Origin of the sequence: Streptomyces sp. NPDC012835 (assembly GCF_042900885.1) — a bacterium.
GTDB lineage: Bacteria > Actinomycetota > Actinomycetes > Streptomycetales > Streptomycetaceae > Streptomyces.
Genome location: NZ_JBIBBW010000006.1, coordinates 264,581 through 287,196, shown reverse-complemented (window position 1 = coordinate 287,196; position 22,616 = coordinate 264,581). Strand labels below are relative to the sequence as shown.

Sequence of the window (22,616 nt, the reverse complement as noted above, 5' to 3'; positions counted from 1 at the left end):
CGGGCAGGGAAGGAGGCGACGACGACGCAGCGTGCACGACCGGCGACCTCCTGCTTCCACGTTAGGCGCGCCGCCCCGCCCGCACCAGGAGAATGGGACCACAACCGGCCAATAACGAACGGGGCTTCCGGGGCGAATCGCGCGCGGCGCCGCCGGTCGAGTAGCGTTGCCGACCATGCGTCTCGTCATCGCCCGCTGCTCCGTCGACTACGCGGGCCGCCTCACCGCCCACCTGCCCTCTTCCCCCCGCCTCATCCTGGTCAAGGCCGACGGCAGTGTGTCGATCCACGCCGACGACCGGGCGTACAAACCGCTCAACTGGATGTCTCCCCCGTGCACGCTGAAGGAGGGTGTGGACGACGAGGCCGGCGTGTGGACCGTCGTGAACAAAGCGGGCGAGAAATTGATCATCACCATGGAAGAGGTCCTGCACGACTCCTCCCATGAGCTGGGTGTCGACCCCGGTCTCATCAAGGACGGCGTGGAGGCACACCTCCAGGAACTGCTCGCCGACCGGATCGAGACACTGGGCGAGGGATACACCCTGATCCGCCGCGAGTACCCGACGGCGATCGGCCCCGTGGACATCCTGTGCCGCGACGCGGACGGCGCGACGGTGGCCGTGGAGATCAAGCGGCGCGGCGAGATCGACGGGGTCGAACAGCTCACCCGCTATCTCGAACTGCTCAACCGCGACCCGCATCTGGCCCCGGTCAGAGGGGTGTTCGCGGCCCAGGAGATCAAGCCGCAGGCCCGGGTGCTGGCGACGGACCGGGGCATCGGCTGCGTCGTCCTGGACTACAACGGCATGCGCGGCATCGAGGACGACAAGCTGCGGCTGTTCTGAGATCTCGGCGCCGCCGGGCGGCCCCTCGGGGGGGGCGCCGGCGGCGTATCGCTCCGGTCCCGGCGCGCGACGCCGGGGCCGGAGCTTTTCCCACGGGCCTTCGCGGGCCGGTCCGCGCCCGCGCGGGTCGTCCCCGCCCGGTCGCCGCGCCCCGTGCCGCTGGGGCCTGTCCTCGAACTCCCGTCGGCGCCCGAAGGGCGGCCCCGCGGCGTCCGGTGCGTGCTCTCGGCGTGCCGGTGCACTGCCTCGTACCGGGTGTACGTGGCATTGAGCCCGGTGCGGCGAGAGTGCGTGCCAGGCGGCGCGGGGCAGCCGGGAGTTCGCAGACAGGTCCTAGAGCACCGCGGGGCCGGTGTCCGCCGCACCCGTGTCCGGCTCGTCCTCCGAGGCCGTCACAGCCGGCTGCTCCCCGGCACCGACCGTCGCGCTCGGCATCGGGCCGCTCAGCGTCGTCTGGGGTGACGACGGCGGCGGGTCGGACTCCGTGTCCGTGGGCTCCTCCGGGGACGGTTCCTCGGTCGGCGGATCCGTCGACGGGGGCGCGGGGGACGAGGAACTGCTCGGCGGCGGCGTGGAGTGCGAGGTCGAGGGCTCCGACGGAGTGCCGGGGGACTCCTCCGGCTCGGACGGATCCTCGTCGTCGGGGGAGGTGGCGCTGTCCGACGGGCTCGCCTCGGAGGGGGACGCCGTCCCGGAGGGACTCACGCTGCCCGTCGGGTCCGGGGAGGCCGGGGCGTTCTGCTCGGTCCACGGCCCGCCGGGGTCGTTGTTCGCGTTGTCGGCGGGCTGTTCGGCGGGGGTGGTGTCGTCGTCGCTGTCCGGGTCCGCGGTCTGTTCCGTACGGAGATCGTCCGCCGGTGCGTCCTTGTTGCCGGAGGTCGCGCCCAGCGTCACCACCGTGCCCAGGACGGCGGCGAGCACGGCGCCCGCGCCGGCCGCGACCAGGTTGCGCCTGGCTCCGCCGAAGGGCGGTCGGCGGCGGCCCCGCGCGCCGGACGCGGAGACGACGGTGGCGGGGCCGGACGCGTCGGTCCGGACGGGCTGTGCGACGTTCCCGGCGGGGGCGGCGCCGGTGGCGGGGCCGCCCCCGGAACCGGTACCGGGGCCCGGCGCCACGGGCAGCCCGGCTCCGTGAGCGGCGTCCGTGCCGTACGCCGGGGTCGAGGTGAGAGGCGGGGGCGGCGGCGTTCCCTCGTACCGCACGGTCGGCGCGTCCGTGCCCGCCGGTCGGACCTCGCGGTCCGTGACCAGCGCCAGCGCCCTGCGGCCCGCGATCGTGCCGATCTTGTCGGCGACGGCGCCACGCATCCCGATGGACGCCTCCAGCTCGGCGCGGGCGCGGTCGAGGTTGCCGAGGCAGAGCGCGAGGACGCCCAGTTCGTGATGGAAGTACGCCTCCTCGGCGACCTCTCCGGCGAGCCGCGCGGCCTCGGAGCCGGAGCGCAGGACCCGCTCCCAGGCGCCCCAGTGCAGCCCGGCCAGGAAGGCGGGCGCGGCGCTGCGGGCCAGCAGTACGGCGGCGCTGGGGTGGACGGCCTCCTCGCCGGGCACCAGGGGGCCCATCGCGGCGAGGATGGCGTCGGCCTCGGCGGCGACGCGCTCGGGGGTGACGGAGGGGTGCCCGGCCCACCAGGCGTAGTGCTGGGCGGCCGTGTGGGCGTGGGTGGTCGCGTCGTCCGCGTAACCCCGCTCGGTCAGCTGCGCGGCGACACCGGGGGCGAGCCGGTAGCGCGGGCCGACGGGGGTGAGAAGGCCGCAGCTCGTGAGTTCGCCGAGGGCCGCGTCGGCGTGCGTGTCGCCGACCAGGGCCGGCAGATGCGCCTGGTGCGGGACCTCACCGCCGAGCGCGACGGCGAACCGCAGGGTCGCGCGGGCGGCCTCGCTCAGCCGGGAGGCGAGCAGCGCGGCGGGCGCGGCGCCCTCGCCGAGGGTGGGCAGCGGGATGTCGTTGCCGTCGGTCCCGTCCGCGCCCTCACGGGGCGTGCCGCCGGTGCCGCGTGGGAAGGAGCGCGCGGAGACGGCGTCCTGGGCGGGGTCGGCGGGGCGCTCGAAGGGCTCGAACTCGTCGGACGCCTCGGCCCCGGCGCGCAGCCGGTCGCGCTGGCGCAGCAACGCCCCCGCCTGGACGAAGCGCAGCGGCAGGCCCTCGGACTCGAACCAGAGGTCGCCCGCCCAGTTGGCTTCCTCGTCGGTGAGCGCCCGCTCCACGACGCGCTCCAGCAGTTCGAGCGAGGAGCCCCGGCCGAGCCCGCCGAGCGGGACCTCCTCCAGGCGCACGTCCGCCGGGGGCGGTTCGGCGCCGGGGGTGGCGGCCAGCAGATAGGCGCATTCAGGGGTGGCGGTGAGGAGTTCGTCCAGCGCCTCCGTGCCCAGTTCCAGATCGTCGAGGACGACCACCGCGCCGATGTCCCGGACCAGTTCGCGCAGCGCGGCGCGGTCGGGTCGCACGAGCGGGGCCCGGTGGACGGCCGCGTACAGCTCGTACAGCAGCTCGGTGGCGGTGCGGCGGTGACCGGAGAGGCGGACCACACCGTCGGGCGCGAGGTCGGCGCAGTCGGCCGCGACGGCTTCGAGCAGCGCGGTACGGCCGGAGCCGGGCGCGCCGGTGAGGCGTACGGACCGGCCGCGTCCCAGCAGCTCCGTCAGGCGCTCGCGCTCCGGGCCGCGTTCGAGCAGCGGCAGCGGTGGCCCGGCGGGTCCCGGGGGCACCGGCGGGCGGCCCGCGCGCTGGAGCGCCGCGCGCTCCTCGGCGGTGCGCCGGGCGGGGGCGGCGGTGCGGTGGCCGGGCGGGCAGTGTTCGATCTCGCTGCCGTCGACGGGGTTGACGGTCAGCAGGAGGTCGCCGGAGATGAGCTGGACGGTGCGTACGGGCGGCGGGGTGACGGGGCCGCCGCCCTGGATGTGCGCGACGGCGCCCGAGGAGGCGGTGGAGCCCCCGGGGCGCGCGGGCGGACGCCCGGAAGCCTGTGCGGGTGCCGACGCGTCACGCGGCGTGCCGGGTGTCGCGTCCCGGGCGGCGTCGTGCCCCATGGGTGTGCTCCCGCCGGGGTGTTCGCCACCGCCGTCGTGTTCTCCGTCGTGACCGTACTCTTCCGGTCCCCGGTGTATCGGGTCCATGGTGAAAGCCCCCCAGATCGTGGCGTGCCGTTGCCCCCGGCCTCACACGCCCATCTGTCGCTTCTGGTCCGGTGCCTGCTCTTCGGGTCGGTCAATGCGCAGACGGCCGAACCCTAGACCTCGGACCAGTATCTACGATCGGCCGGGGTGGCACGCAGTCCAAGACATCACGGTCTTATGAGGATTGCGCGCTGTGACCGCTCCGGTCCGCCATGTCCGGTCCGACCTGTGCGGCCCCTGTGCGGTCCGCGGATCCGGTCCGCACGGACGGGGCGCAGGTCAGACCCGAGGAAGCGATTCAGCGACGATGCCGCCCTCGATGGCGAGGATGCGGTGCAGCCGGGTGGCCACCAGCAGACGCTGCATCTGCGGGGGGACACCCCTCAGCACAAGCCTCCGGCCGCACCGCCCCGCGCGTCGGTGGGCTCCCATGATGACGCCGAGTCCGGTGGCGTCCCAGGAGTCCAGTCCGGTCAGGTCGAGCACCAGATCGCCGGCTCCGTCGTCGACGGCCGAGTGCAGGACCGTTCGGGCGTCCGCCGCGCTGCGGACGTCGAGGCGGCCCCCGACGACCAGCTCGGCGTGGTCGCCCCTGATGTGCATATGCGCTCCCCGAGAGTGCTTTTCCGTGCTCGGTCCCTGAATCCGTCTTTGCCGTACGTCAACAAGTGACTGTCCGACGGCCGCGGAAGTTGCCGTCCGTGAGCCAACCGATACCGAATTCACCCGGTGGGGTGAGAGAAACCGACCGATTCGGCTCAGTGCTTGTAGAAGCCCTGCCCGCTCTTGCGCCCGATGTCACCCGCGTCCACCATCCGGCGCATCAGCTCCGGCGGGGCGAACTTCTCGTCCTGGGACTCGGTGTAGATGTTGTCGGTCGCGTGGAGAAGGATGTCGACACCGGTCAGGTCGGCGGTGGCGAGCGGCCCCATCGCGTGACCGAACCCCAGTTGGCAGGCGACATCGATGTCCTCGGCGGACGCGACGCCCGACTCGTAGAGCTTGGCGGCCTCGACGACGAGTGCGGTGATCAGCCGGGTGGTGACGAAGCCCGCCACGTCGCGGTTGACGACGATACAGGTCTTGCCCACGGACTCGGCGAACCGCCTTGCGGTGGCGAGCGTTTCGTCGCTGGTCTTGTAACCGCGCACCAGCTCGCAGAGCCGCATCATCGGAACGGGTGAGAAGAAGTGTGTACCGACCACCCTTTCGGGGCGCTCGGTGACGGCCGCGATCTTGGTGATGGGGATGGCTGAGGTGTTGGAGGCGAGCACCGCGTCGTCCCGTACGAGTGTGTCGAGCGCGCGGAAGATCTCGTGCTTGACGTCGAGCTGTTCGAAGACGGCCTCGACGACGATGTCCGCTTCGGCCACGGCGTCCAGATCGGTGGTCGTGGTGATCCGGGACAGCGCGGCGTCGGCGTCGGCCTCCTCCAGCTTGCCCTTCGCGACGAACCTGCCGTACGAGGACCTGATCCCGTCCATCCCTCTGGCCAGCGCGGCGTCGGTGACATCCCGCAGCACGACGTCCCAGCCCGCCTGGGCGGACACCTGCGCGATCCCGGATCCCATGAGTCCGGCTCCGACGACGGCGAGCTTCCCTGCCACGACGCACCCCACGATTCTCGAACGGCTTCTGTTCAGCCTCGACATCTGTTTCACGTTTCCGTGCTGTGCCGGAGGTTAGCGGTCGTGGACGGCCGTGCGCCGGTGAAGAGATGCGCGTCACGTCTCACATGACGGACATCACACCGGAGCGGCCGATCAGGCGCCGCAGGGCGCGTACTTGGGCCCCCGGACGCCCGGGGACCCCGGGGCCGGGCTCCGTACGGTGCGACGGTCACGGGGCCGCCCGACGCCTGCGCCCCGACCCCGGGTTCCGGCGACGCGCCGTCAGCGGGGCTTTTCCGGAAGGGGGTTCGCGGTCGCCGAGGCGCGCCACCGGGCCGGACCCGGCTGTCCGTCGCTAAGCGGCGGGGTCCGGAGAGGCCGGGGCGACGCCCTCGAAGAGGTTGGCGAGCAGCTGATCGACGAACTCCGTGGTCAGCGGACGCGCGGGCAGGAGCAGCCGGTGGTAGACGGCGCCCCAGAGTTGGTCGACGATCGCCTCCAGGTCGACTCCCGCCCGGATCTGACCGGCCTGCCGCGCGCGTGTGAGGCGCTCGACGGCGAGGGCGCGGCGCTGGGTGACGTAGTGCGTCGAGAGCGCCTTCGCCAGGTCGGGGTCGCCCTGGGCGGCTCCGATGATCCCGGCTATGACGGAGCCGTTGCGGTTCAGGAGATCGACGAACACGTGCAGCTGTGTGGTCAGATCCCGCCTGATGTCGCCTGTGTCGGGGAAGGCGAGGCTGGCCTGGAAGGCGTTGAAGTAGGCGTCGAAGGCCAGGGCTCCGGGGGAGGGCCACCACTTGTAGAGGGTCATCTTGCTGACGCCCGCGCGGGCGGCGACCTTCGAGAAGGTCAAGGCGCGCACCCCCTCGGCCAGCAGCAGCTCCCCTGCCGCGGCCAGCGTCGCGCGGCGGACGTCCTCCGCCCGGCGGCGCCCACGCCCCGGCTTGAGCGGGCCGGGCCCCTCCGCGTCTGTTCGCTCCATGCGTCCACTCCTCGTCCGGCGCGGCCGGCCCGTTCGGCGCGGCCTCCACGGACAATTATATGGACTCACGGGCCACATATATATGGACGCTCGGTCTACATACTGTTAATGTACTCATCGTCCACAAAACGAGAGAGGTCACCATGACCAGCACTGAGCAGTCCGCCACCCGTGTGGCGATCGTGACCGGGGGCTCGGGCGGGATCGGCGGCGCCGTCGCGCACGTCCTGGCCTCGCGGGGCACGGCGGTCGTCGTGCACTACTCCGGCAGCGCCGGGCGCGCGGAGAAGGTCGTGGCCTCGATCCGGGAGGCGGGCGGCGCGGCCGTCGCCGCGCCCGGCGATGTCGCGGACGAGACGGCGATGACGGCCCTGTTCGACGCCGCCGAGGAACGCTTCGGCCGCGTCGACGTGGTGGTGAACACCGCCGGGATCATGACGCTGGCCCCGCTGGCGGAGATGGACCTCGACGCCTTCGACCGGATGCACCGGGTCAACGTGCGCGGCACGTTCGTCGTCTCGCAGCTCGCGGCCCGGCGGCTGCGCCCCGGCGGCGCGCTGGTCAACTTCTCCACCTCCGTCACCCGGCTCCAGCAGCCGACCTACGCCGCCTACGCGGCGACCAAGGGCGCGGTCGAGGCGATGACCCTGATCCTCGCCCGGGAACTGCGCGGCCGGGACGTCACCGTCAACGCCGTGGCGCCCGGGCCGACCGCCACCCGGCTGTTCCTGGACGGCAAGAGCCCCGACCTGGTCGAGCGGATCGCCGCCGCCTCCCCGCTGGAGCGGCTCGGCACACCCGAGGACATCGCGGGCGCGGTCGCCTTCCTGGCAGGTCCCGACGGCCGGTGGGTCAACGGCCAGGTCCTGTTCGCCAACGGCGGCGTCGCCTGACCGCCTGGAACCGCCGCCCCTCCCCCGTATCTGCCTCTCCCCCCTGCCTCCGCGGACGCCTCCGCGAACGCACCGAGGAAACCGAGAAAGCGAGACCGCCATGGCCGAGTCCCCGCTCGACGCGATCATCGACCTGCTCCGCACCTCCCCGCTCGACATGGGCGGCGACCCGCACAAGATGCGCCTCGTCTTCGACGAGATGATCGGCGCCCACCCCGTCCCCGAGGACGTCCGCGCCATACCCGTCCGGCTCGGCGGCGTCAGCGCCGTCGAGGTCACGGCGGGCAGCGGCGAGGCGCGGGGAGCGGTGCTGTTCCTCCACGGCGGCGGCTACGCCCTCGGGTCCGCCGCGGCCAGCGTCAACCTGGCCGCCGACGTCGCCCGCCGCGCCGGCACCACCGTCCACACCGTGGACTACCGCCTCGCGCCGGAGAACCCGTTCCCGGCGGCGGTCGACGACGCCCTCGCCGCCTACCGGGGGCTGCTCGACCGCGGCGTCCCGGCCGAGGAGATCGCCGTCTGCGGCGAGTCCGCCGGCGGAGGACTCGCGCTGGCCCTGCTGGTCGCGGTCGAGGAGGCCGGACTTCCCCGGCCGGCGGCGGCCGCCGTCCTCTCCCCGTGGGCGGACCTCACCCAGTCCGGCCGCAGTCACGAGACCAGAGCCGCCCTCGACCCGGCCCTCACCCGGCAGGCGCTCTCCACCCGCGCCGACGACTACCTCGCGGGCGCCGACCCCCGCTCCCCCCTCGCCAGCCCCCTCTTCGCCGACCTGCGCGGACTGCCCCCGCTGCTCATCCAGGTCGGGACCTACGAGGTCCTCCTCGACGACGCCGTCCGGCTGGCCGCGAAGGCCGCAGCCGACGACGTGGCGGTCACCCTGCGGACGTTCCCGGGCGCTCCCCACGTCTTCCAGGGATTCGCCGCCGTCCTCGCCGAGGGCGCCCGGGCCCTGGACGAGGTCGGAACCTTCATCCGGACCCACCTCGACCGGCCGGCCGTCTGACGGGACGGCCAGGACCCGGCCGGACGCGTCGGCGCGCCTCGTACCCGTTCCGCCCCGGCACCCCCCGCGACAGCCACCCGGGGTCCTCCGGACGGCGGGTCCGGGCGCACGGCGCGCCCGTCGCCACACGGCCTAGGCTGGCCCCATGGTCAATCTGACGCGCATCTACACCCGCACCGGCGACAAGGGCACCACCGCGCTCGGTGACATGAGCCGGACCGCCAAGACCGACCTGCGGATCTCCGCCTACGCCGACGCCAACGAGGCCAACGCCGTCATCGGTACGGCGATCGCGCTGGGGCAGCTCGCTCCGGAGGTCGTCAAAGTGCTGGTACGGGTGCAGAACGATCTCTTCGACGTCGGCGCCGACCTGTCCACACCGGTCGTGGCCGACCCGGAGTATCCGCCGTTGCGCGTCGAGCAGTCGTACATCGACAAGCTGGAGGGCGACTGCGACCACTTCCTGGAGACGCTGGACAAGCTCCGCAGCTTCATCCTCCCCGGCGGCACCCCCGGCGCCGCCCTGCTGCACCAGGCGTGCACGGTGGTACGACGGGCCGAGCGCTCGACCTGGGCGGCGCTCGAAGCGCACGGCGCGTCCATGAACGCGCTGACGGCGACCTACCTCAACCGCCTCTCCGACCTGCTGTTCATCCTGGCCCGGGTGGCGAACAAGGAGGTCGGGGACGTGCTGTGGGTGCCGGGCGGCGAGCGCTGAGCGACCCCGCCCGTCAACGCCCCGCCAGCGCTCCCGTCAACGCTGCCGTCAGCGCTTCGTCAGTGGCGCGGAGTGCTCCGCGCGGGCGGGTTCACCGTCCCTCGGGGGTTTCTTGGGCCAGAGCAGATACGTCAGCGCGATGACCCCGTGGATCCCGGTGGCCCGGACCGCGGTCAGCTGCCAGTCGGTCAGCGGCCCGGTCCTGGCCGCGTCGCCCACGTACAGGATCGCGAGCTGGAGCAGCGCGACGGCGACCGCTGCCGCCACGGCGGTGCGCAGCCACAGCCCGCCCTCGTAGCGGGCGCGGGCCATCCCGTGGCGCGGCGGTTTCACCGGGGGCGGCCCGCCGGCGAGGCGGTGGGCGGCGTGGGCGTCGATCCGCTGGACCGTGTAGTGGCCGTAGCCGACGGTGAAGCCGATGTAGAGCGCGGCCAGACCGTGCTTCCAGTCCGGCTCGGCGCCGTTCTTGAGGTCGACGACCGTGGCGGTCAGCAGGACGACCTCCAGCAGCGGTTCGAGCAGCAGGACCGCCGCGCCGAGGCGCGGCTTCCCGGCCGGGTGGCGCAGGGCCAGCCCGGCGGCCAGCAGTACCCAGAAGCCGGCCTCGCAGACGACGATCAGTGTGACGATCACGGCGCCTCTCCTTTCGCTCTTCCGCCCTTCCAGCCTCCCGCCCGCGCGGGCGTGTCACCTCGTCGCCGGTGACGAAACGCGGCTGCGTCTTTCGATGTAGCCGCGCTCCCCCGTGGTGCCGACGCCAGGGGCCGGGCCCGCCGTGTTGGATGGTGCGGTGACCGCTTCCCTCCGCTCCCTCCGGCCGCACCGTGACGGCGTACTGCTCGCCGCCGCCGGGCTGCTGGGCGGATTGACGCTGTGGGCCGTCGGCGTAGGCACCCAGGGCACCGCACCGCTGCTGCCCGGGGCGTGGGTGCTGGCGCCGCTCGTCGTCACGGCCGGTCTCGAACTGCTGCGCAGGACGGCGCCACGGACCATCCTGCTGGTCGGCACGGTGGCCCTGATCGCGAATCAGTTCACGACGGGCAGTCCGGCGACGATCCTGATGTACACCGACCTCATGTACGCGGCGGTGCTGTACGGGAGCCCGGCGGCGGCCCGCCGTATCCCGTGGGCGACCGGGCTGTGCACGGTGGGGGCGGCGATCGGGTTCACCGCCTGGCTCCAGCGGGCCGACGGTCTGCTGCTGGGGCTGGCCGTCGGCCTGGTCGGCTTCCTGCCTGCCATCACCGGGGCCCAGGTCCGGGGCCACCGCGACGCCGCCGGGGCCGCGCGGCTGCGGACCGAGCAGATCGCGCTGCTCGCCGAGATGGACCGTGCCCAGGCCGTGACCGCCGAGCGGGCGCGGATGGCCCGTGAGCTGCACGATCTGGTCGCCAACCATCTCTCCGCCATCGCGATCCACTCGACGGCCGCCCTCTCGCTCGACGACGCGCGCACCACCCGCGAGGCGCTCACCGTCATCCGGGAGAACAGCGTCGACGGTCTCGCCGAGATGCGCCGGCTGATCGGTCTGCTGCGGGACGGCGGCGACGAGGCCCGGCGGCCGGACCCCGCCCCGAGTCTCGCCGCGCTGGACGCGCTGCTGGAACAGGCCCGCGCGAACGGCGCTTCCAGCGGACTCGGCTTCACCCTGGACGACCGGCGCGGTACGGCGACGACGCTGCCCGCCCCGGTGGAGCTGGCCGCTTACCGCATCGTCCAGGAGTCGCTGACCAACGCGCTCAAGCACGCGGCCCCCGGTACCGTCGCGGTCGAACTCGGCTCCGCGGCGGGCGCGTTGACGGTACGGGTGACCAGCCCCTACGGCGCCCGGCCCGGCCCGCGCGCCCCCGGCTCCGGCGCCGGGCTCATCGGGATGGGCGAGCGGGCCGCCCTGCTGGACGGGGTGTTCGAGGCGGGCCCGGTCTCCGGTGGCGACGGCGGCCATGAGGTCTGGGCGGTACGGGCGGAGCTGCCCGTGTCGCGGAATCACCGAGGACCGGAAGGAAGCGGTACGTCATGACGATCCGGGTGCTGGTCGCCGAGGACCAGGCGGCGGTCAGGGCGGGGCTGGTACTGATCCTGCGCAGCGCCCCGGACATCGAGATCGTCGGGGAGGCGGCGGACGGCGAGGAGGCGCTCGCGCTGGCCCGCGAGCTGCGCCCCGATCTGGTGCTGATGGACGTGCAGATGCCGCGCCTGGACGGGGTGTCGGCGACCCGCGCGGTGGTCGCCGAGGGGCTGGCGGACGTGCTGGTGCTGACCACCTTCGACCTGGACGCGTATGTCTTCGGCGCGCTGCGGGCGGGCGCGGCCGGGTTCCTGCTGAAGGACGCGGAGGCCGGGGAGCTGCTCACGGCGGTACGCACGGTGGCGCGCGGCGAGGGGTTGATCGCGCCGGCCGTGACCCGCCGGCTGATCGCGGAGTTCGCCGCGCCCGCACCCGGGCGGCCCGACGACGGGGCGGCCCGCGCGGCGCTGGAGACCCTCACGCGCCGGGAGCGCGAGGTGCTCTCCTGCCTCGGCGAGGGACTGTCGAACGCGGAGATCTCCGGCCGGCTGGAGATGGCCGAGGCGACGGTGAAGACGCACGTGAGCAGGGTGCTCGGGAAACTGGAACTGCGCAGTCGGACCCAAGCGGCGGTGCTCGCAAGGGACTTGGGCGTCTGACCCGACGGGTCGGCTTTGGTCTGGACCTATTGACGGGTGGTCCAGACCTTTCTACTCTCACCGCACACACTGCGGTGAGAGCCGTCGCAGGGTGAGCAGTCCCCCACTCACCTCTGAGGAGCACGCGTGAAGACCCGACTCGCCTCCCCCAGACCCCGCTTCAAACACAGAACCGTCGCAGGACTGACCGCGCTGCTGCTGCCGTTCGCCGCGCTCGTCGCCCTCGCCACCCCCGCCCAGGCCGCCGAGTCCGCCACCGCGACCTACACCAAGGTCTCCGACTGGGGCACGGGCTTCGAGGGCAAGTGGACGGTGAAGAACACCGGCACCACGAGCATCTCCGCCTGGTCCGTGGAGTGGGACTTCCCCTCCGGCACGGCCGTCACCTCGGGCTGGGACGCCGACATCACCGGCTCGGCCAACCACTGGACCGCGAAGAGCAAGAGCTGGAACGGCGCACTCGCCGCCGGCGCGTCGATCAGCTTCGGCTTCAACGGCAGCGGCACGGGCTCCCCGTCCGGCTGCAAGATCAACGGCGGCTCGTGCGACGGCGGCCCCAGCGTGCCCGGCGACAACCCGCCCTCCGCGCCCGGCACCCCGACCGCGAGCGACCTCACCAACACCTCGGTCAAGCTGACCTGGTCCGCCGCCACCGACGACAAGGGCATCAAGAACTACGACGTCCTGCGCGGCGGCGCCAAGGTCGCCACGGTCACCGGTACGACGTACACCGACACCGGCCTGAGCGCCGGCACGGACTACTCGTACACCGTCCAGGCCCGCGACACCGCCGACCAGACGGGACCGGTCAGCGGCGCCCTCGCGGTGCGCACCACCGGCGGCGGCACCGACCCGGGCCCCGGCACGGGCGACAAGGTCAAGCTCGGCTACTTCACCGAGTGGGGCGTCTACGACCGCAACTACCACGTCAAGAACCTGGTGACCTCCGGCTCAGCGAGCAAGATCACCCACATCAACTACTCCTTCGGCAACGTCACCGGCGGCAAGTGCGCCATGGGTGACAGCTACGCGGCCACCGACAAGGCGTACACCGCCGACCAGTCCGTCGACGGCGTCGCCGACACCTGGGACCAGCCGCTGCGCGGCAACTTCAACCAGCTGCGCAAGCTCAAGGCGAAGTACCCCGGCATCAAGGTGCTCTGGTCCTTCGGCGGCTGGACCTGGTCCGGTGGCTTCGGCCAGGCCGTCCAGAACCCGGCCGCCTTCGCGCAGTCCTGCTACGACCTGGTGGAGGACCCGCGCTGGGCCGATGTCTTCGACGGCATCGACCTGGACTGGGAGTACCCCAACGCCTGCGGTCTGTCCTGCGACACCAGCGGTCCCGCCGCGTTCAAGAACATGATGCAGGCCATGCGGGCCAAGTTCGGTACGGGCAACCTGGTCACGGCGGCCGTCACGGCGGACGGCTCGGCCGGCGGCAAGATCGACAAGGTCGACTACGCGGGCGCCGCGCAGTACATGGACTGGTTCAACGTCATGACGTACGACTTCTTCGGCGCCTTCTCCGCCCAGGGCCCGACGGCCCCGCACTCCCCGCTCACCTCGTACCCGGGCATCCCGCAGGAGGGCTTCAACTCCGCCGACGCGATCGCCAAGTTCAAGGCGCAGGGGGTACCGGCGAAGAAGCTGCTGCTCGGCATCGGCTTCTACGGGCGCGGCTGGACCGGAGTCACCCAGGCCACGCCGGGCGGCACCGCCACCGGAGCCGCACCCGGGACGTACGAGGCGGGCATCGAGGACTACAAGGTCCTGAAGAACACCTGCCCGCCCACCGGCACCATCGCGGGCACCTCGTACGCCAAGTGCGGTTCGAACTGGTGGAGTTACGACACCCCGGCCACCATCACGTCGAAGATGGCGTGGGCCAAGCAGCAGAGCCTCGGCGGAGCCTTCTTCTGGGACTTCACCGGTGACACGGCCAACGGCGAGCTGGTGACCGCGATCAACAGCGGCCTCGGATAGCCGGCAGCGGACCGACGGAAGGGGCGGCGCCCGCGGGCGCCGCCCCTTCTCGCTGCCGTACGCCGCTCTCTCAGGCCACGTTCACGCGCTGTCCGGGAGGCGCGGCCTCCAGCCAGGCCAGGAAGCCGGTGAGCGCGTCGTCGCTCATCGCCAGCTCCAGCCGGACGCCACCGTGCGTACAGCCCAGGATGACCGCGTCGGAGAGCAGGGCCAGCTCCTCCTCGCCCTCGGGCGCCCGCCGGGCCAGCACCTCGATCGCGGAGCGCTCCAGGGTGCGGCGCGGGCGCGGAGCGTAGGAGAAGACGCGGAACCAGTTGATCCGGTCGCTGTTGTAGCGGGCCACGCCGTACACCCAGCCCTTGCCGGACAGATCGGGCTCCTCCGGCACGTTCCACCGCAGACTGCAGTCGAAGGTGCCGCCCGAGCGCTGGATCAGCCGCCGGCGCAGCCCGAAGACGAAGAGCCCCACCGCAACCAGTACGACGACCAGTCCGCAGACAAGCAGAGCGAGGACCATCAACACCGACCTCCTCGCCTCATCCAGTATCGGAACAACCGCAGCCGCATCGCCTCAGCCGCGACCCGGTCCGGAAGGGTTCCGGAACGAGCCGCGGCTGAGGGTGAATCCGTGGTGGCAGCCCCTTATCGGGCCGCCACCGCGCGCAGTCGGACGTCGGCACGGCGCCCGGCGGCGTCGTCGTCATCCGATTTCGCGCGGTCCAGCGCACGCTCGGCGCGCTGGGGGTCGATCTCATCCGCCAGCTCGGCGGTCTCCGCCAGCAGCGAAAGCTTGTTGTCGGCGAACGAGAGGAAACCACCGTGTACGGCGGCCACCACCGTTCCGCCGTCGCTCGTACGAATGGTCACCGGGCCCGACTCCAGCACACCGAGCAGCGGCTGGTGACCGGGCATGACACCGATGTCGCCGGACGTGATGCGCGCGACGACGAGAGTGGCCTCACCGGACCAGACCCTGCGGTCCGCGGCGACCAGCTCGACATGCAGCTCAGCAGCCATGGGTGGCTCCTCGGGTCACCACCCGGCCGTATCGCCGGGTGTTGGCTTCAATTCTATGGGGTGTCGATGGGAGCGTCGGACGGGGGGCGGGCGGAACCCGCCCCCCGTCCGGAGCCGAACGGCTCAGGAGACGCCCAGCTCCTTGGCGCTGGCCTTGAGGTCGTCCAGGCCACCGCACATGAAGAACGCCTGCTCGGGGAAGTGGTCGTAGTCCCCGTCGATGATCGCGTTGAACGCGGCGATCGACTCGTCCAGCGGCACGTCCGAACCGTCCAGGCCGGTGAACTGCTTGGCGGCGTGGGTGTTCTGCGACAGGAAGCGCTCGACGCGACGGGCCCGGCTGACGACGAGCTTGTCCTCCTCGCCGAGTTCGTCGATACCGAGGATCGCGATGATGTCCTGGAGGTCCTTGTACTTCTGGAGGATCCCCTTGACGCGGCTGGCCGCGTTGTAGTGATCCTGCGAGATGTAGCGCGGGTCCAGGATGCGGGACGTCGAGTCCAGCGGGTCCACCGCCGGGTAGATGCCCTTCTCCGAGATCGGACGCGACAGCACGGTCGTCGCGTCGAGGTGCGCGAAGGTCGTGGCCGGGGCCGGGTCGGTCAGGTCGTCCGCCGGCACGTAGATCGCCTGCATCGAGGTGATCGAGTGACCGCGGGTCGAGGTGATGCGCTCCTGGAGCACACCCATCTCGTCCGCCAGGGTCGGCTGGTAACCCACCGCGGACGGCATACGGCCGAGCAGCGTGGAGACCTCGGAACCGGCCTGGGTGAAGCGGAAGATGTTGTCGATGAAGAGCAGCACGTCCTGCTTCTGCACATCGCGGAAGTACTCCGCCATGGTCAGCGCGGAGAGCGCGACCCGCAGACGCGTGCCCGGCGGCTCGTCCATCTGGCCGAAGACCAGCGCGGTCTTGTCCAGCACGCCCGAGTCGGTCATCTCGTCGATGAGGTCGTTGCCCTCACGGGTGCGCTCACCGACACCGGCGAACACGGAAACACCGTCGTGCAGCTTGGCCACACGCATGATCATTTCCTGGATGAGGACCGTCTTGCCGACGCCCGCACCACCGAACAGACCGATCTTGCCGCCCTTGACATACGGGGTCAGCAGGTCGACGACCTTCAGGCCGGTCTCGAACATCTCGGTCTTCGACTCGAGCTGGTCGAAGGCCGGGGCCTTGCGGTGGATCGGCCAGCGCTCGGTGATCTGCGACTCGGCCTCGGGCTCGTTCAGGATCTGACCGAGGGTGTTGAACACCTTGCCCTTGGTCACGTCCCCGACGGGCACGGTGATACCGGCGCCCGTGTTGACGACCGGGGCCTGGCGGACCAGACCGTCGGTCGGCTGCATCGAGACGGCACGGACCACGCCTTCGCCCAGGTGCTGGGCGACTTCGAGGGTCAGCGTCTTGAGCTTGCCGTCCTCGGCGGGGTCAGCCACCTCGACGTGCAGCGCGTTGTAGATCTCCGGCATCGCGTCGACGGGGAACTCCACGTCGACGACCGGGCCGATGACCCGGGCGACGCGGCCCGTGGCTGCGGCCACAGCGTTCTCGGTAGTCGTCGTCATTTACCTGTCACTCCCCGCGGTCGCGTCGGCCAGGGCGCTGGCGCCACCGACGATCTCGCTGATTTCCTGGGTGATTTCGGCCTGGCGGGCCGCGTTGGCAAGCCGGGAGAGGCTCTTGATGAGATCCCCGGCGTTGTCGGTCGCCGACTTCATCGCGCGGCGGGTGGCAGCGTGCTTGGAAGCGGCGGCCTGGAGCAGCGCGTTGTAGATACGGCTCTCGATGTAGCGCGGCAGCAGGGCGTCGAGGACGTCCTCCGCCGACGGCTCGAAGTCGAACAGCGGCCGGACCTCGCCACCGTTCTTGAAGACCTCGGCCGACTCCTCCGCGCTGCTCGGCGCGAGGGTGAGCGGCAGCAGCCGCCTCTCGACCGGCGTCTGCGTCATCATCGACACGAACTCGGTGAAGACGATGTGGACCTCGTCCACCCCGCCCTCCGCCGTGTCCTTGGTGATCGCCTCGATGAGCGGGGCGGCCACCACCTTCGCGTCGGCGTAGGTGGGGTTGTCGGTGAAGCCCGTCCACGAGTCCGTGACCGGACGGTCACGGAAGCCGTAGTAGGCCAGGCCCTTGCGACCCACGATGTAGGTCACGACGTCCTTGCGCTCACTGCTCAGCTGGCTGGTGAGATGCTCGGCCGCCTTGATGGCGTTCGAGGAGTAGCCCCCGGCCAGACCGCGGTCGCTCGTGATGAGCAGGACCGCGGCCCGGGTCGGGTTCTCGACCTCGGTGGTCAGGGCGTGCTTGGTGGAGGAGCCGGTCGCCACCGCCGTCACCGCGCGGGTGAGTTCGGTCGCGTACGGCTCCGACGCCGCCACCTGGCGCTGCGCCTTGACGATGCGCGAGGCGGCGATCATCTCCATCGCCTTGGTGATCTTCTTGGTCGCGGTGACGGATTTGATGCGACGCTTGTAGACCCGGAGCTGGGCTCCCATGAGTCAGGTCCCTTCCGTCGTCACTTGGAGACGTTGGCGGCCGGGGCGTCGTCTCCGAGGAGCTGGCCGTCCGAGGTCTCGAACTGCTGCTTGAAGGCGGCGATGGCGTCCCCGATGGCCTGGATCGTGTCGTCGTTCATCTTGCCGCCCTCGGCGATGCCGGTGAGCAGCTCCTTGCGCTCGCGGCGCAGGTGCTCCAGCAGTTCGCTCTCGAAGCGGCGGATGTCCTCGACCGGGACGTCGTCCAGCTTGCCGGTGGTGCCGGCCCAGACGGAGACGACCTGCTCCTCCATCGGGAACGGCGCGTACTGCGGCTGCTTCAGCAGCTCGACGAGACGCTTGCCGCGCTCCAGCGACGCCTTGGACGTGGCGTCCAGGTCGGAACCGAAGGACGCGAACGCCTCCAGCTCGCGGTACTGGGCGAGGTCCACGCGCAGTCGGCCGGAGACCTGCTTCATGGCCTTGTGCTGGGCGGAGCCGCCGACTCGGGAGACCGAGATACCGACGTTCAGCGCGGGCCGCTGGCCGGCGTTGAACAGGTCGGACTCCAGGAAGCACTGGCCGTCGGTGATGGAGATGACGTTGGTCGGAATGAACGCCGACACGTCGTTCGCCTTGGTCTCGACGATCGGCAGACCGGTCATCGAACCGGCGCCCAGGTCGTCGGAGAGCTTGGCGCAGCGCTCCAGCAGACGCGAGTGCAGGTAGAAGACGTCACCCGGGTACGCCTCACGGCCCGGCGGGCGGCGCAGCAGCAGGGACACGGCGCGGTAGGCGTCGGCCTGCTTCGAGAGGTCGTCGAAGATGATCAGGACGTGCTTGCCCTGGTACATCCAGTGCTGGCCGATGGCCGAACCGGTGTACGGCGCCAGGTACTTGAAGCCGGCCGGGTCGGACGCGGGGGCGGCGACGATCGTCGTGTACTCCAGCGCGCCGGCCTCCTCCAGCGCACCGCGTACGGACGCGATGGTGGAGCCCTTCTGGCCGATGGCGACGTAGATGCAGCGGACCTGCTTGTTCACGTCGCCCGAGCGCCAGTTGTCGCGCTGGTTGATGATCGTGTCGACGGCCAGCGCGGTCTTGCCGGTCTGCCGGTCGCCGATGATCAGCTGACGCTGACCGCGGCCGATCGGCACCATGGCGTCGACAGCCTTGTAGCCGGTCTGCATCGGCTCGTGGACCGACTTGCGGACCATGACGCCGGGAGCCTGGAGCTCCAGGGCGCGCCGGTCCTCGGTCGCGATCTCGCCGAGGCCGTCGATCGGGTTGCCGAGCGGGTCGACGACACGGCCGAGGTAGCCCTCGCCGACCGCCACGGAGAGGACCTCGCCGGTACGGGTGACCGACTGCCCCTCCTCGATACCGCTGAACTCGCCGAGGACGATCGACCCGATCTCGCGCTCTTCGAGGTTGAGAGCGAGACCGAGGGTGCCGTCCTCGAACTTCAGCAGTTCGTTCGCCATGGCCGAGGGCAGTCCCTCGATCCTGGCGATACCGTCTCCGGCCACGCTGACCGTACCGACCTCCTCGCGCGAGGCCGCGTCCGGCTTGTACGACTGGACAAAGTTCTCCAGCGCATCCCGGATCTCCTCCGGCCGGATCGTGAGCTCCGCCATCTGGGTTCCCTGCTCTCCTTGTTGGGCCCGAAGTTTCTTTGGGGGGCTGCCATGTTCCGGGGGCGGCCCCCAGAAAAATCTTCTGCAATCTCTGCACGGCCCAACCGGGCCGCTGGTCTTGCTCTGTTCTGTTGCCGGCGCCGGCCGGTCTCCCGGCTGGGGCCGGCGGCTGTCCGTCGCGCTGCCGTCAGCCGGCCAGCCGCCGTTCCGCCTCTTCGAGGCGGGCCGCGACCGTACCGTTGATGATCTCGTCGCCGACCCGAACCGTGATCCCGCCGAGGACCTCGGGGTCCACGTCCAGGTTCAGGTGCATGGTGTGCCCGTAGAGCTTCGCCAGGGCGGCGCCGAGGCGCTGCTTCTGTACGTCGGTCAGCGGCACCGCCGAGGTGACCACGGCCACCCTGCGGTCCCGGCGTGCGGCCGCGAGCCGGGAGAGGGTCTGGAGACCCGCTTCCAGGCTACGTCCCCGGGGCCGGGTCACAAGGCGCACTACCAGACGCTCGGTGACCGGATTCGTCCGGCCGCCGAGCAGAGTGCTGAGCAGCTCGGTCTTGGCGGACACCGTCGCCGACCGGTCGGTCAGCGCGGCGCGCAGTCCGGTGCTGGACTCGACGATCCGGCCGAACCGGAACAGCTCGTCCTCCACGTCGTCCAGCGTGCCGGCCCGCTGCGCGGCGGTCAGCTCGGCGAGGGCCGCCAGCTCCTCCACCGCGTCGACCAGGCCGCGCGGGCCCGACCAGCGGGCCCGGACCATGCCGGAGACCAGGTCGGCGGTGGTCCCGCTGACCTGTCCCGCCAGCAGCTGCCCGGCCAGCACGGCCTTGGACTCACCGGTCCGCGCGGGGTCGGTGAGGACCCGGCGCAGCGACGCCTCGCGGTCGAGCAGCGCGGTGACGGCTGCCAGCTCCTCCGCGAGCTTCGCCGCGTCGACCGACGTGGAGTCGGTCAGAGCCTCGAGCCGCTCGCGGGAGGCGGCCAGCGCCGCACGGCTCGCTCCGTGAGCAGTCACCGGCCCGCCTCGGCCTTCACGGCGCCGTCCTCGAGCTCATCGAGGAAGCGGTCGATGGTGCGGCTCTGCCGGGCGCTGTCCTCAAGGGACTCGCCGACGAGCTTGCCGGCCAGGTCGGTGGCGAGCTTGCCCACGTCCTGACGGAGCGAGCTGGCGGCGGCCTTGCGGTCGGCCTCGATCTGGGCGTGACCGGCGGCGATGATCTCTTCGCGCTGCCGCTGGCCTTCCGCCTTCATCTCGGAGATGATCGCGGTGCCCTGCTCGGTCGCCTCCTGGCGGAGACGCGCGGCCTCGTGCCGGGCTTCGGCGAGCTGGGCCTTGTACTGCTCAAGGACGCTCTGCGCCTCGATCTGAGCCGCTTCGGCCTTCTCGATACCGCCTTCGATCGCCGCGTGACGCTCGTCCAGGGCCTTGTTGATGGCCGGGAGAAGCTTCTTGGCGAAGACGAAGTAGATAATGCCGAAACAGATCAGACCGATGACGACCTCGGGCCAGACCGGGAGCAGCGGATTCTGCGGCTCCGTGGATGCCAGGTACATCATGGTGGACCTTTCGTCGAAAACGGCTGTGTCCGGACCCTCAAGGCTTACTTGAGGATGAACGGAACGACGAAGCCGATCAGGGCGAGGGCCTCGACGACCGCGAAGCCGAGCAGCATGTTCTGACGGATCAGACCGGCCGCCTCGGGCTGCCGGGCGATCGCCTGGACACCGTTACCGAAGATGATGCCGACGCCGATGCCGGGGCCGATCGCGGCGAGGCCGTAACCAATGGTGCCGATGTTGCCGCTGATGGCCGCGGTGGTCTCGAGAGCAGACATTGCGTGGTTCCTTCTCTTGGTGGGCCGGTGGGTGGTTGGTCCACCGGACGTGTGGGGTTCCGCGAGGTGGGCCCGTGGGGCTCAGTGAGCCTCTTCGAGCGCCTGGGAGAGGTAGGTGGCGGTCAGCACGGTGAACACGTACGCCTGGAGCGCCTGGATGAACATCTCGAAGACCGTGAGGACGAGAGTCAGGGCGAAGGACGCGGTGGCGTAGACGGTGCCGAGCAGCGTGCCGAGCATGTACCAGGTGGCGGTCGTGAAGATCAGGATCAGCACGTGGCCGGCGAACATGTTCGCGAACAGTCGGACGGCGAGCGTGAACGGCCGCACGAAGATGTTCGAGATGAACTCGATCGGGGTCAGGATGACGTAGATCGGCTTGGGCAGCCCGGACGGGACGCAGAGGTTGCGGATGCCGCCGACGAACCCGTTGGTCTTGAAGGTCACCGTCATGTACGTGATCCAGACCACGACCGCCAGGCCCGCCGGGAAGGCGATCACCGAGCTGACCGGGAACTGGGCGAGCGGGATCAGGGCCCAGAGGTTCAGCATCCAGACGAAGAAGAACAGCGAGACCAGCAGCGGGATGAAGGGCTCGGCCTTCTTGCCGATGACCTCACGGCCGATGCCGCGCCGGACGAAGTCGTAGAGCACCTCGGCGACCATCTGCGTCTTGCCGGGCACGACCTTCGGCTTGGCGAAGGCCAGCCAGAAGAAGACCATGATCAGGATCGAACCGATGACGGCCAGCAGCATCGGCTTGTTGATTTCCACCGGGCCGACTTTGGCGATCGGTTCGAAGATGAACGACCACACGCTCGGTCCCTCGAAACCACACCCCTTGAAGAGGTGGCAGTCGGTCTCGAAAGCGAGCACCTGCGTCGGGTCAGCACTCACCGGGGGCTCCTTCAGCGTGGCGCATAGGTACGGCAACCTCATGGTGTCGGCGCGGCGCGCAGCCACGATTCGGCACTGGACTGGTGAAACGGATGTGGGGACGACGGACGGGCGGTGAGCCTCGCGTGAGAACAGGCGTCAGCTCGGATGCCCGCGTCCGCAATGCCGCAGTTGGCACCGGACGATAGCAGGGTCCCGAACAGGCACTTATCCCGGCCCTACCTCTCACGTCGAGGAACCGCTCTTCCCGGCCTTGTCGGCCGTCGCGGACTCGGGTTCGACATAAAGGGTCTTGGCTGTCATGTACGCACGAGCCTGTGCGGCGATCCAGACGAGGACCGTCGCGACCAGCGTGAACGCGAAAGACTTGGGGTTGAACAGGGTGGTGTCCTTGACCGCCGCCATGAAGACGAACAGCAGGAGCAGCTGCGTGGTGTAGAGCAGCAGTCCCATCCCCTGGAACAGGTGCGGCATTGACTTCGCCACTCGTTCGAGCACCACGAGGCCGATGCCCATGAAGACGATGACCACCGCCGTACCGATGACGGCTCCCAGGACCCCCTTGCCACCAGCGACCACGCCGCTGATCACAGCGGCGACACCGCCGGCCGCGGCGGTGGGCACAACTGTGTGAAGGAGGGTCCGGACGTCATTGGACGGCATGGCGGCAGCTCCGCTGAACTGGGTGGGGCAGATGGTGTCGTCATGGACGAGCGTAAGGCCCGGTTCGAGAGGTGATTTCTCGGGCCAACGGACCGTCGCTCCAAGGTCCTTCGGCTCCGTCGTCGGGCTTAGTGAACAGTATCACAAACTATTTGATGAGGTCTTTACCATGACGGTGTGCTTACTGTCACACGTGAGCGTTAGCGCGCGCGTGTGTGCGGGACAACTGGGCGTCTTGTCTGGTATTGCGCATCGGTACGAAAAATGCC

General features: G+C 70.9%; 22 protein-coding genes. 7 read left to right on the top strand and 15 right to left on the bottom strand.

The genetic code is table 11. The annotated features are described in order from the left end of the window. Positions 1-175 precede the first annotated feature (175 nt). Positions 176-847 carry an endonuclease NucS gene (nucS, locus tag ACFY6S_RS24795; RefSeq protein ID WP_329063335.1) on the top strand — a complete coding sequence of 224 codons (672 nt, stop codon included), beginning with the start codon at positions 176-178 and terminating at the stop codon, positions 845-847. 333 nt (positions 848-1,180) lie between these two features. On the opposite strand, the gene ACFY6S_RS24790 is transcribed toward nucS, so the two are convergent. The 4 genes from ACFY6S_RS24790 to ACFY6S_RS24775 all read right to left on the bottom strand — a co-directional run bounded on the left by ACFY6S_RS24790 (position 1,181) and on the right by ACFY6S_RS24775 (position 6,556). Continuing rightward, positions 1,181-3,964: an ATP-binding protein gene (locus ACFY6S_RS24790; RefSeq protein ID WP_388814942.1), complete on the bottom strand. Its 2,784-nt coding sequence runs from the start codon at positions 3,962-3,964 to the stop codon at positions 1,181-1,183. Positions 3,965-4,243: 279 nt separating this feature from the next. Next, a complete protein-coding gene (locus tag ACFY6S_RS24785) occupies positions 4,244-4,567 on the bottom strand; it encodes an STAS domain-containing protein (RefSeq protein WP_388814944.1) in 324 nt (107 codons plus the stop codon). Between the two features lie 155 nt (positions 4,568-4,722). Next, entirely contained in the window at positions 4,723-5,571 is an 849-nt protein-coding gene (locus tag ACFY6S_RS24780) for a 3-hydroxyacyl-CoA dehydrogenase family protein (protein ID WP_388814946.1), read from the bottom strand. Between the two features lie 358 nt (positions 5,572-5,929). Further along, positions 5,930-6,556, bottom strand: coding sequence for a TetR-like C-terminal domain-containing protein (locus ACFY6S_RS24775; protein WP_388814948.1), 627 nt, complete (start codon positions 6,554-6,556; stop codon positions 5,930-5,932). A 143-nt stretch (positions 6,557-6,699) separates the two neighbouring features. Between ACFY6S_RS24775 and ACFY6S_RS24770 the strand changes: the two genes are divergently transcribed. From ACFY6S_RS24770 to ACFY6S_RS24760, 3 genes are all read left to right on the top strand, one after another. Further along, positions 6,700-7,449, top strand: a complete 750-nt coding sequence (locus tag ACFY6S_RS24770; RefSeq protein ID WP_388814950.1) for an SDR family oxidoreductase — start codon at positions 6,700-6,702, stop codon at positions 7,447-7,449. Between the two features lie 100 nt (positions 7,450-7,549). Next, positions 7,550-8,452: an alpha/beta hydrolase gene (locus tag ACFY6S_RS24765; protein ID WP_388814952.1), complete on the top strand. Its 903-nt coding sequence runs from the start codon at positions 7,550-7,552 to the stop codon at positions 8,450-8,452. Between the two features lie 145 nt (positions 8,453-8,597). After that, entirely contained in the window at positions 8,598-9,170 is a 573-nt protein-coding gene (locus tag ACFY6S_RS24760; protein ID WP_388814954.1) for a cob(I)yrinic acid a,c-diamide adenosyltransferase, read from the top strand. 48 nt (positions 9,171-9,218) lie between these two features. Here the strand turns inward: ACFY6S_RS24760 and ACFY6S_RS24755 are convergent, their stop codons facing one another. Next, the gene (locus ACFY6S_RS24755) at positions 9,219-9,803 is read right to left on the bottom strand and encodes a hypothetical protein (protein WP_388814956.1); all 585 of its coding nucleotides are present in this window, start codon (positions 9,801-9,803) and stop codon (positions 9,219-9,221) included. 157 nt (positions 9,804-9,960) lie between these two features. Between ACFY6S_RS24755 and ACFY6S_RS24750 the strand changes: the two genes are divergently transcribed. From ACFY6S_RS24750 to ACFY6S_RS24740, 3 genes are all read left to right on the top strand, one after another. Next, positions 9,961-11,190 (top strand): sensor histidine kinase, encoded by a 1,230-nt coding sequence (locus tag ACFY6S_RS24750; RefSeq protein WP_388814958.1) that lies wholly within the window; start codon positions 9,961-9,963, stop codon positions 11,188-11,190. Then, entirely contained in the window at positions 11,187-11,837 is a 651-nt protein-coding gene (locus ACFY6S_RS24745) for a response regulator (protein WP_388814960.1), read from the top strand. The genes ACFY6S_RS24750 and ACFY6S_RS24745 overlap by 4 nt, the downstream gene beginning before the upstream one ends. Before the next feature lie 126 nt (positions 11,838-11,963). Then, positions 11,964-13,820: a glycosyl hydrolase family 18 protein gene (locus ACFY6S_RS24740; RefSeq protein WP_388814962.1), complete on the top strand. Its 1,857-nt coding sequence runs from the start codon at positions 11,964-11,966 to the stop codon at positions 13,818-13,820. Between the two features lie 70 nt (positions 13,821-13,890). Here the strand turns inward: ACFY6S_RS24740 and ACFY6S_RS24735 are convergent, their stop codons facing one another. The 10 genes from ACFY6S_RS24735 to ACFY6S_RS24690 all read right to left on the bottom strand — a co-directional run bounded on the left by ACFY6S_RS24735 (position 13,891) and on the right by ACFY6S_RS24690 (position 22,347). Further along, on the bottom strand, positions 13,891-14,337 hold the full coding sequence (locus ACFY6S_RS24735) for a DUF2550 domain-containing protein (RefSeq protein WP_114624149.1): 447 nt from the start codon (positions 14,335-14,337) through the stop codon (positions 13,891-13,893). 125 nt (positions 14,338-14,462) lie between these two features. Continuing rightward, entirely contained in the window at positions 14,463-14,837 is a 375-nt protein-coding gene (locus tag ACFY6S_RS24730; protein ID WP_388814964.1) for a F0F1 ATP synthase subunit epsilon, read from the bottom strand. Between the two features lie 123 nt (positions 14,838-14,960). Further along, positions 14,961-16,409 carry a F0F1 ATP synthase subunit beta gene (gene atpD, locus ACFY6S_RS24725; RefSeq protein ID WP_388814966.1) on the bottom strand — a complete coding sequence of 483 codons (1,449 nt, stop codon included), beginning with the start codon at positions 16,407-16,409 and terminating at the stop codon, positions 14,961-14,963. Further along, positions 16,410-17,342 (bottom strand): F0F1 ATP synthase subunit gamma, encoded by a 933-nt coding sequence (locus ACFY6S_RS24720; RefSeq protein WP_388814968.1) that lies wholly within the window; start codon positions 17,340-17,342, stop codon positions 16,410-16,412. 20 nt (positions 17,343-17,362) lie between these two features. Beyond that, a complete protein-coding gene (gene atpA, locus ACFY6S_RS24715; RefSeq protein WP_388814970.1) occupies positions 17,363-18,958 on the bottom strand; it encodes a F0F1 ATP synthase subunit alpha in 1,596 nt (531 codons plus the stop codon). A gap of 187 nt (positions 18,959-19,145) precedes the next feature. Beyond that, complete coding sequence (locus ACFY6S_RS24710; protein ID WP_388814972.1) at positions 19,146-19,967, bottom strand: F0F1 ATP synthase subunit delta; 822 nt, start codon at positions 19,965-19,967, stop codon at positions 19,146-19,148. Then, positions 19,964-20,509 carry a F0F1 ATP synthase subunit B gene (locus ACFY6S_RS24705; protein ID WP_388814974.1) on the bottom strand — a complete coding sequence of 182 codons (546 nt, stop codon included), beginning with the start codon at positions 20,507-20,509 and terminating at the stop codon, positions 19,964-19,966. The genes ACFY6S_RS24710 and ACFY6S_RS24705 overlap by 4 nt, the downstream gene beginning before the upstream one ends. Before the next feature lie 44 nt (positions 20,510-20,553). Then, a complete protein-coding gene (atpE, locus tag ACFY6S_RS24700; RefSeq protein ID WP_329063369.1) occupies positions 20,554-20,787 on the bottom strand; it encodes an ATP synthase F0 subunit C in 234 nt (77 codons plus the stop codon). An 81-nt stretch (positions 20,788-20,868) separates the two neighbouring features. After that, positions 20,869-21,726, bottom strand: coding sequence for a F0F1 ATP synthase subunit A (gene atpB / locus ACFY6S_RS24695; RefSeq protein WP_388817842.1), 858 nt, complete (start codon positions 21,724-21,726; stop codon positions 20,869-20,871). A 183-nt stretch (positions 21,727-21,909) separates the two neighbouring features. Beyond that, complete coding sequence (locus ACFY6S_RS24690) at positions 21,910-22,347, bottom strand: hypothetical protein (RefSeq protein ID WP_388814976.1); 438 nt, start codon at positions 22,345-22,347, stop codon at positions 21,910-21,912. Positions 22,348-22,616: the final 269 nt, after the last annotated feature.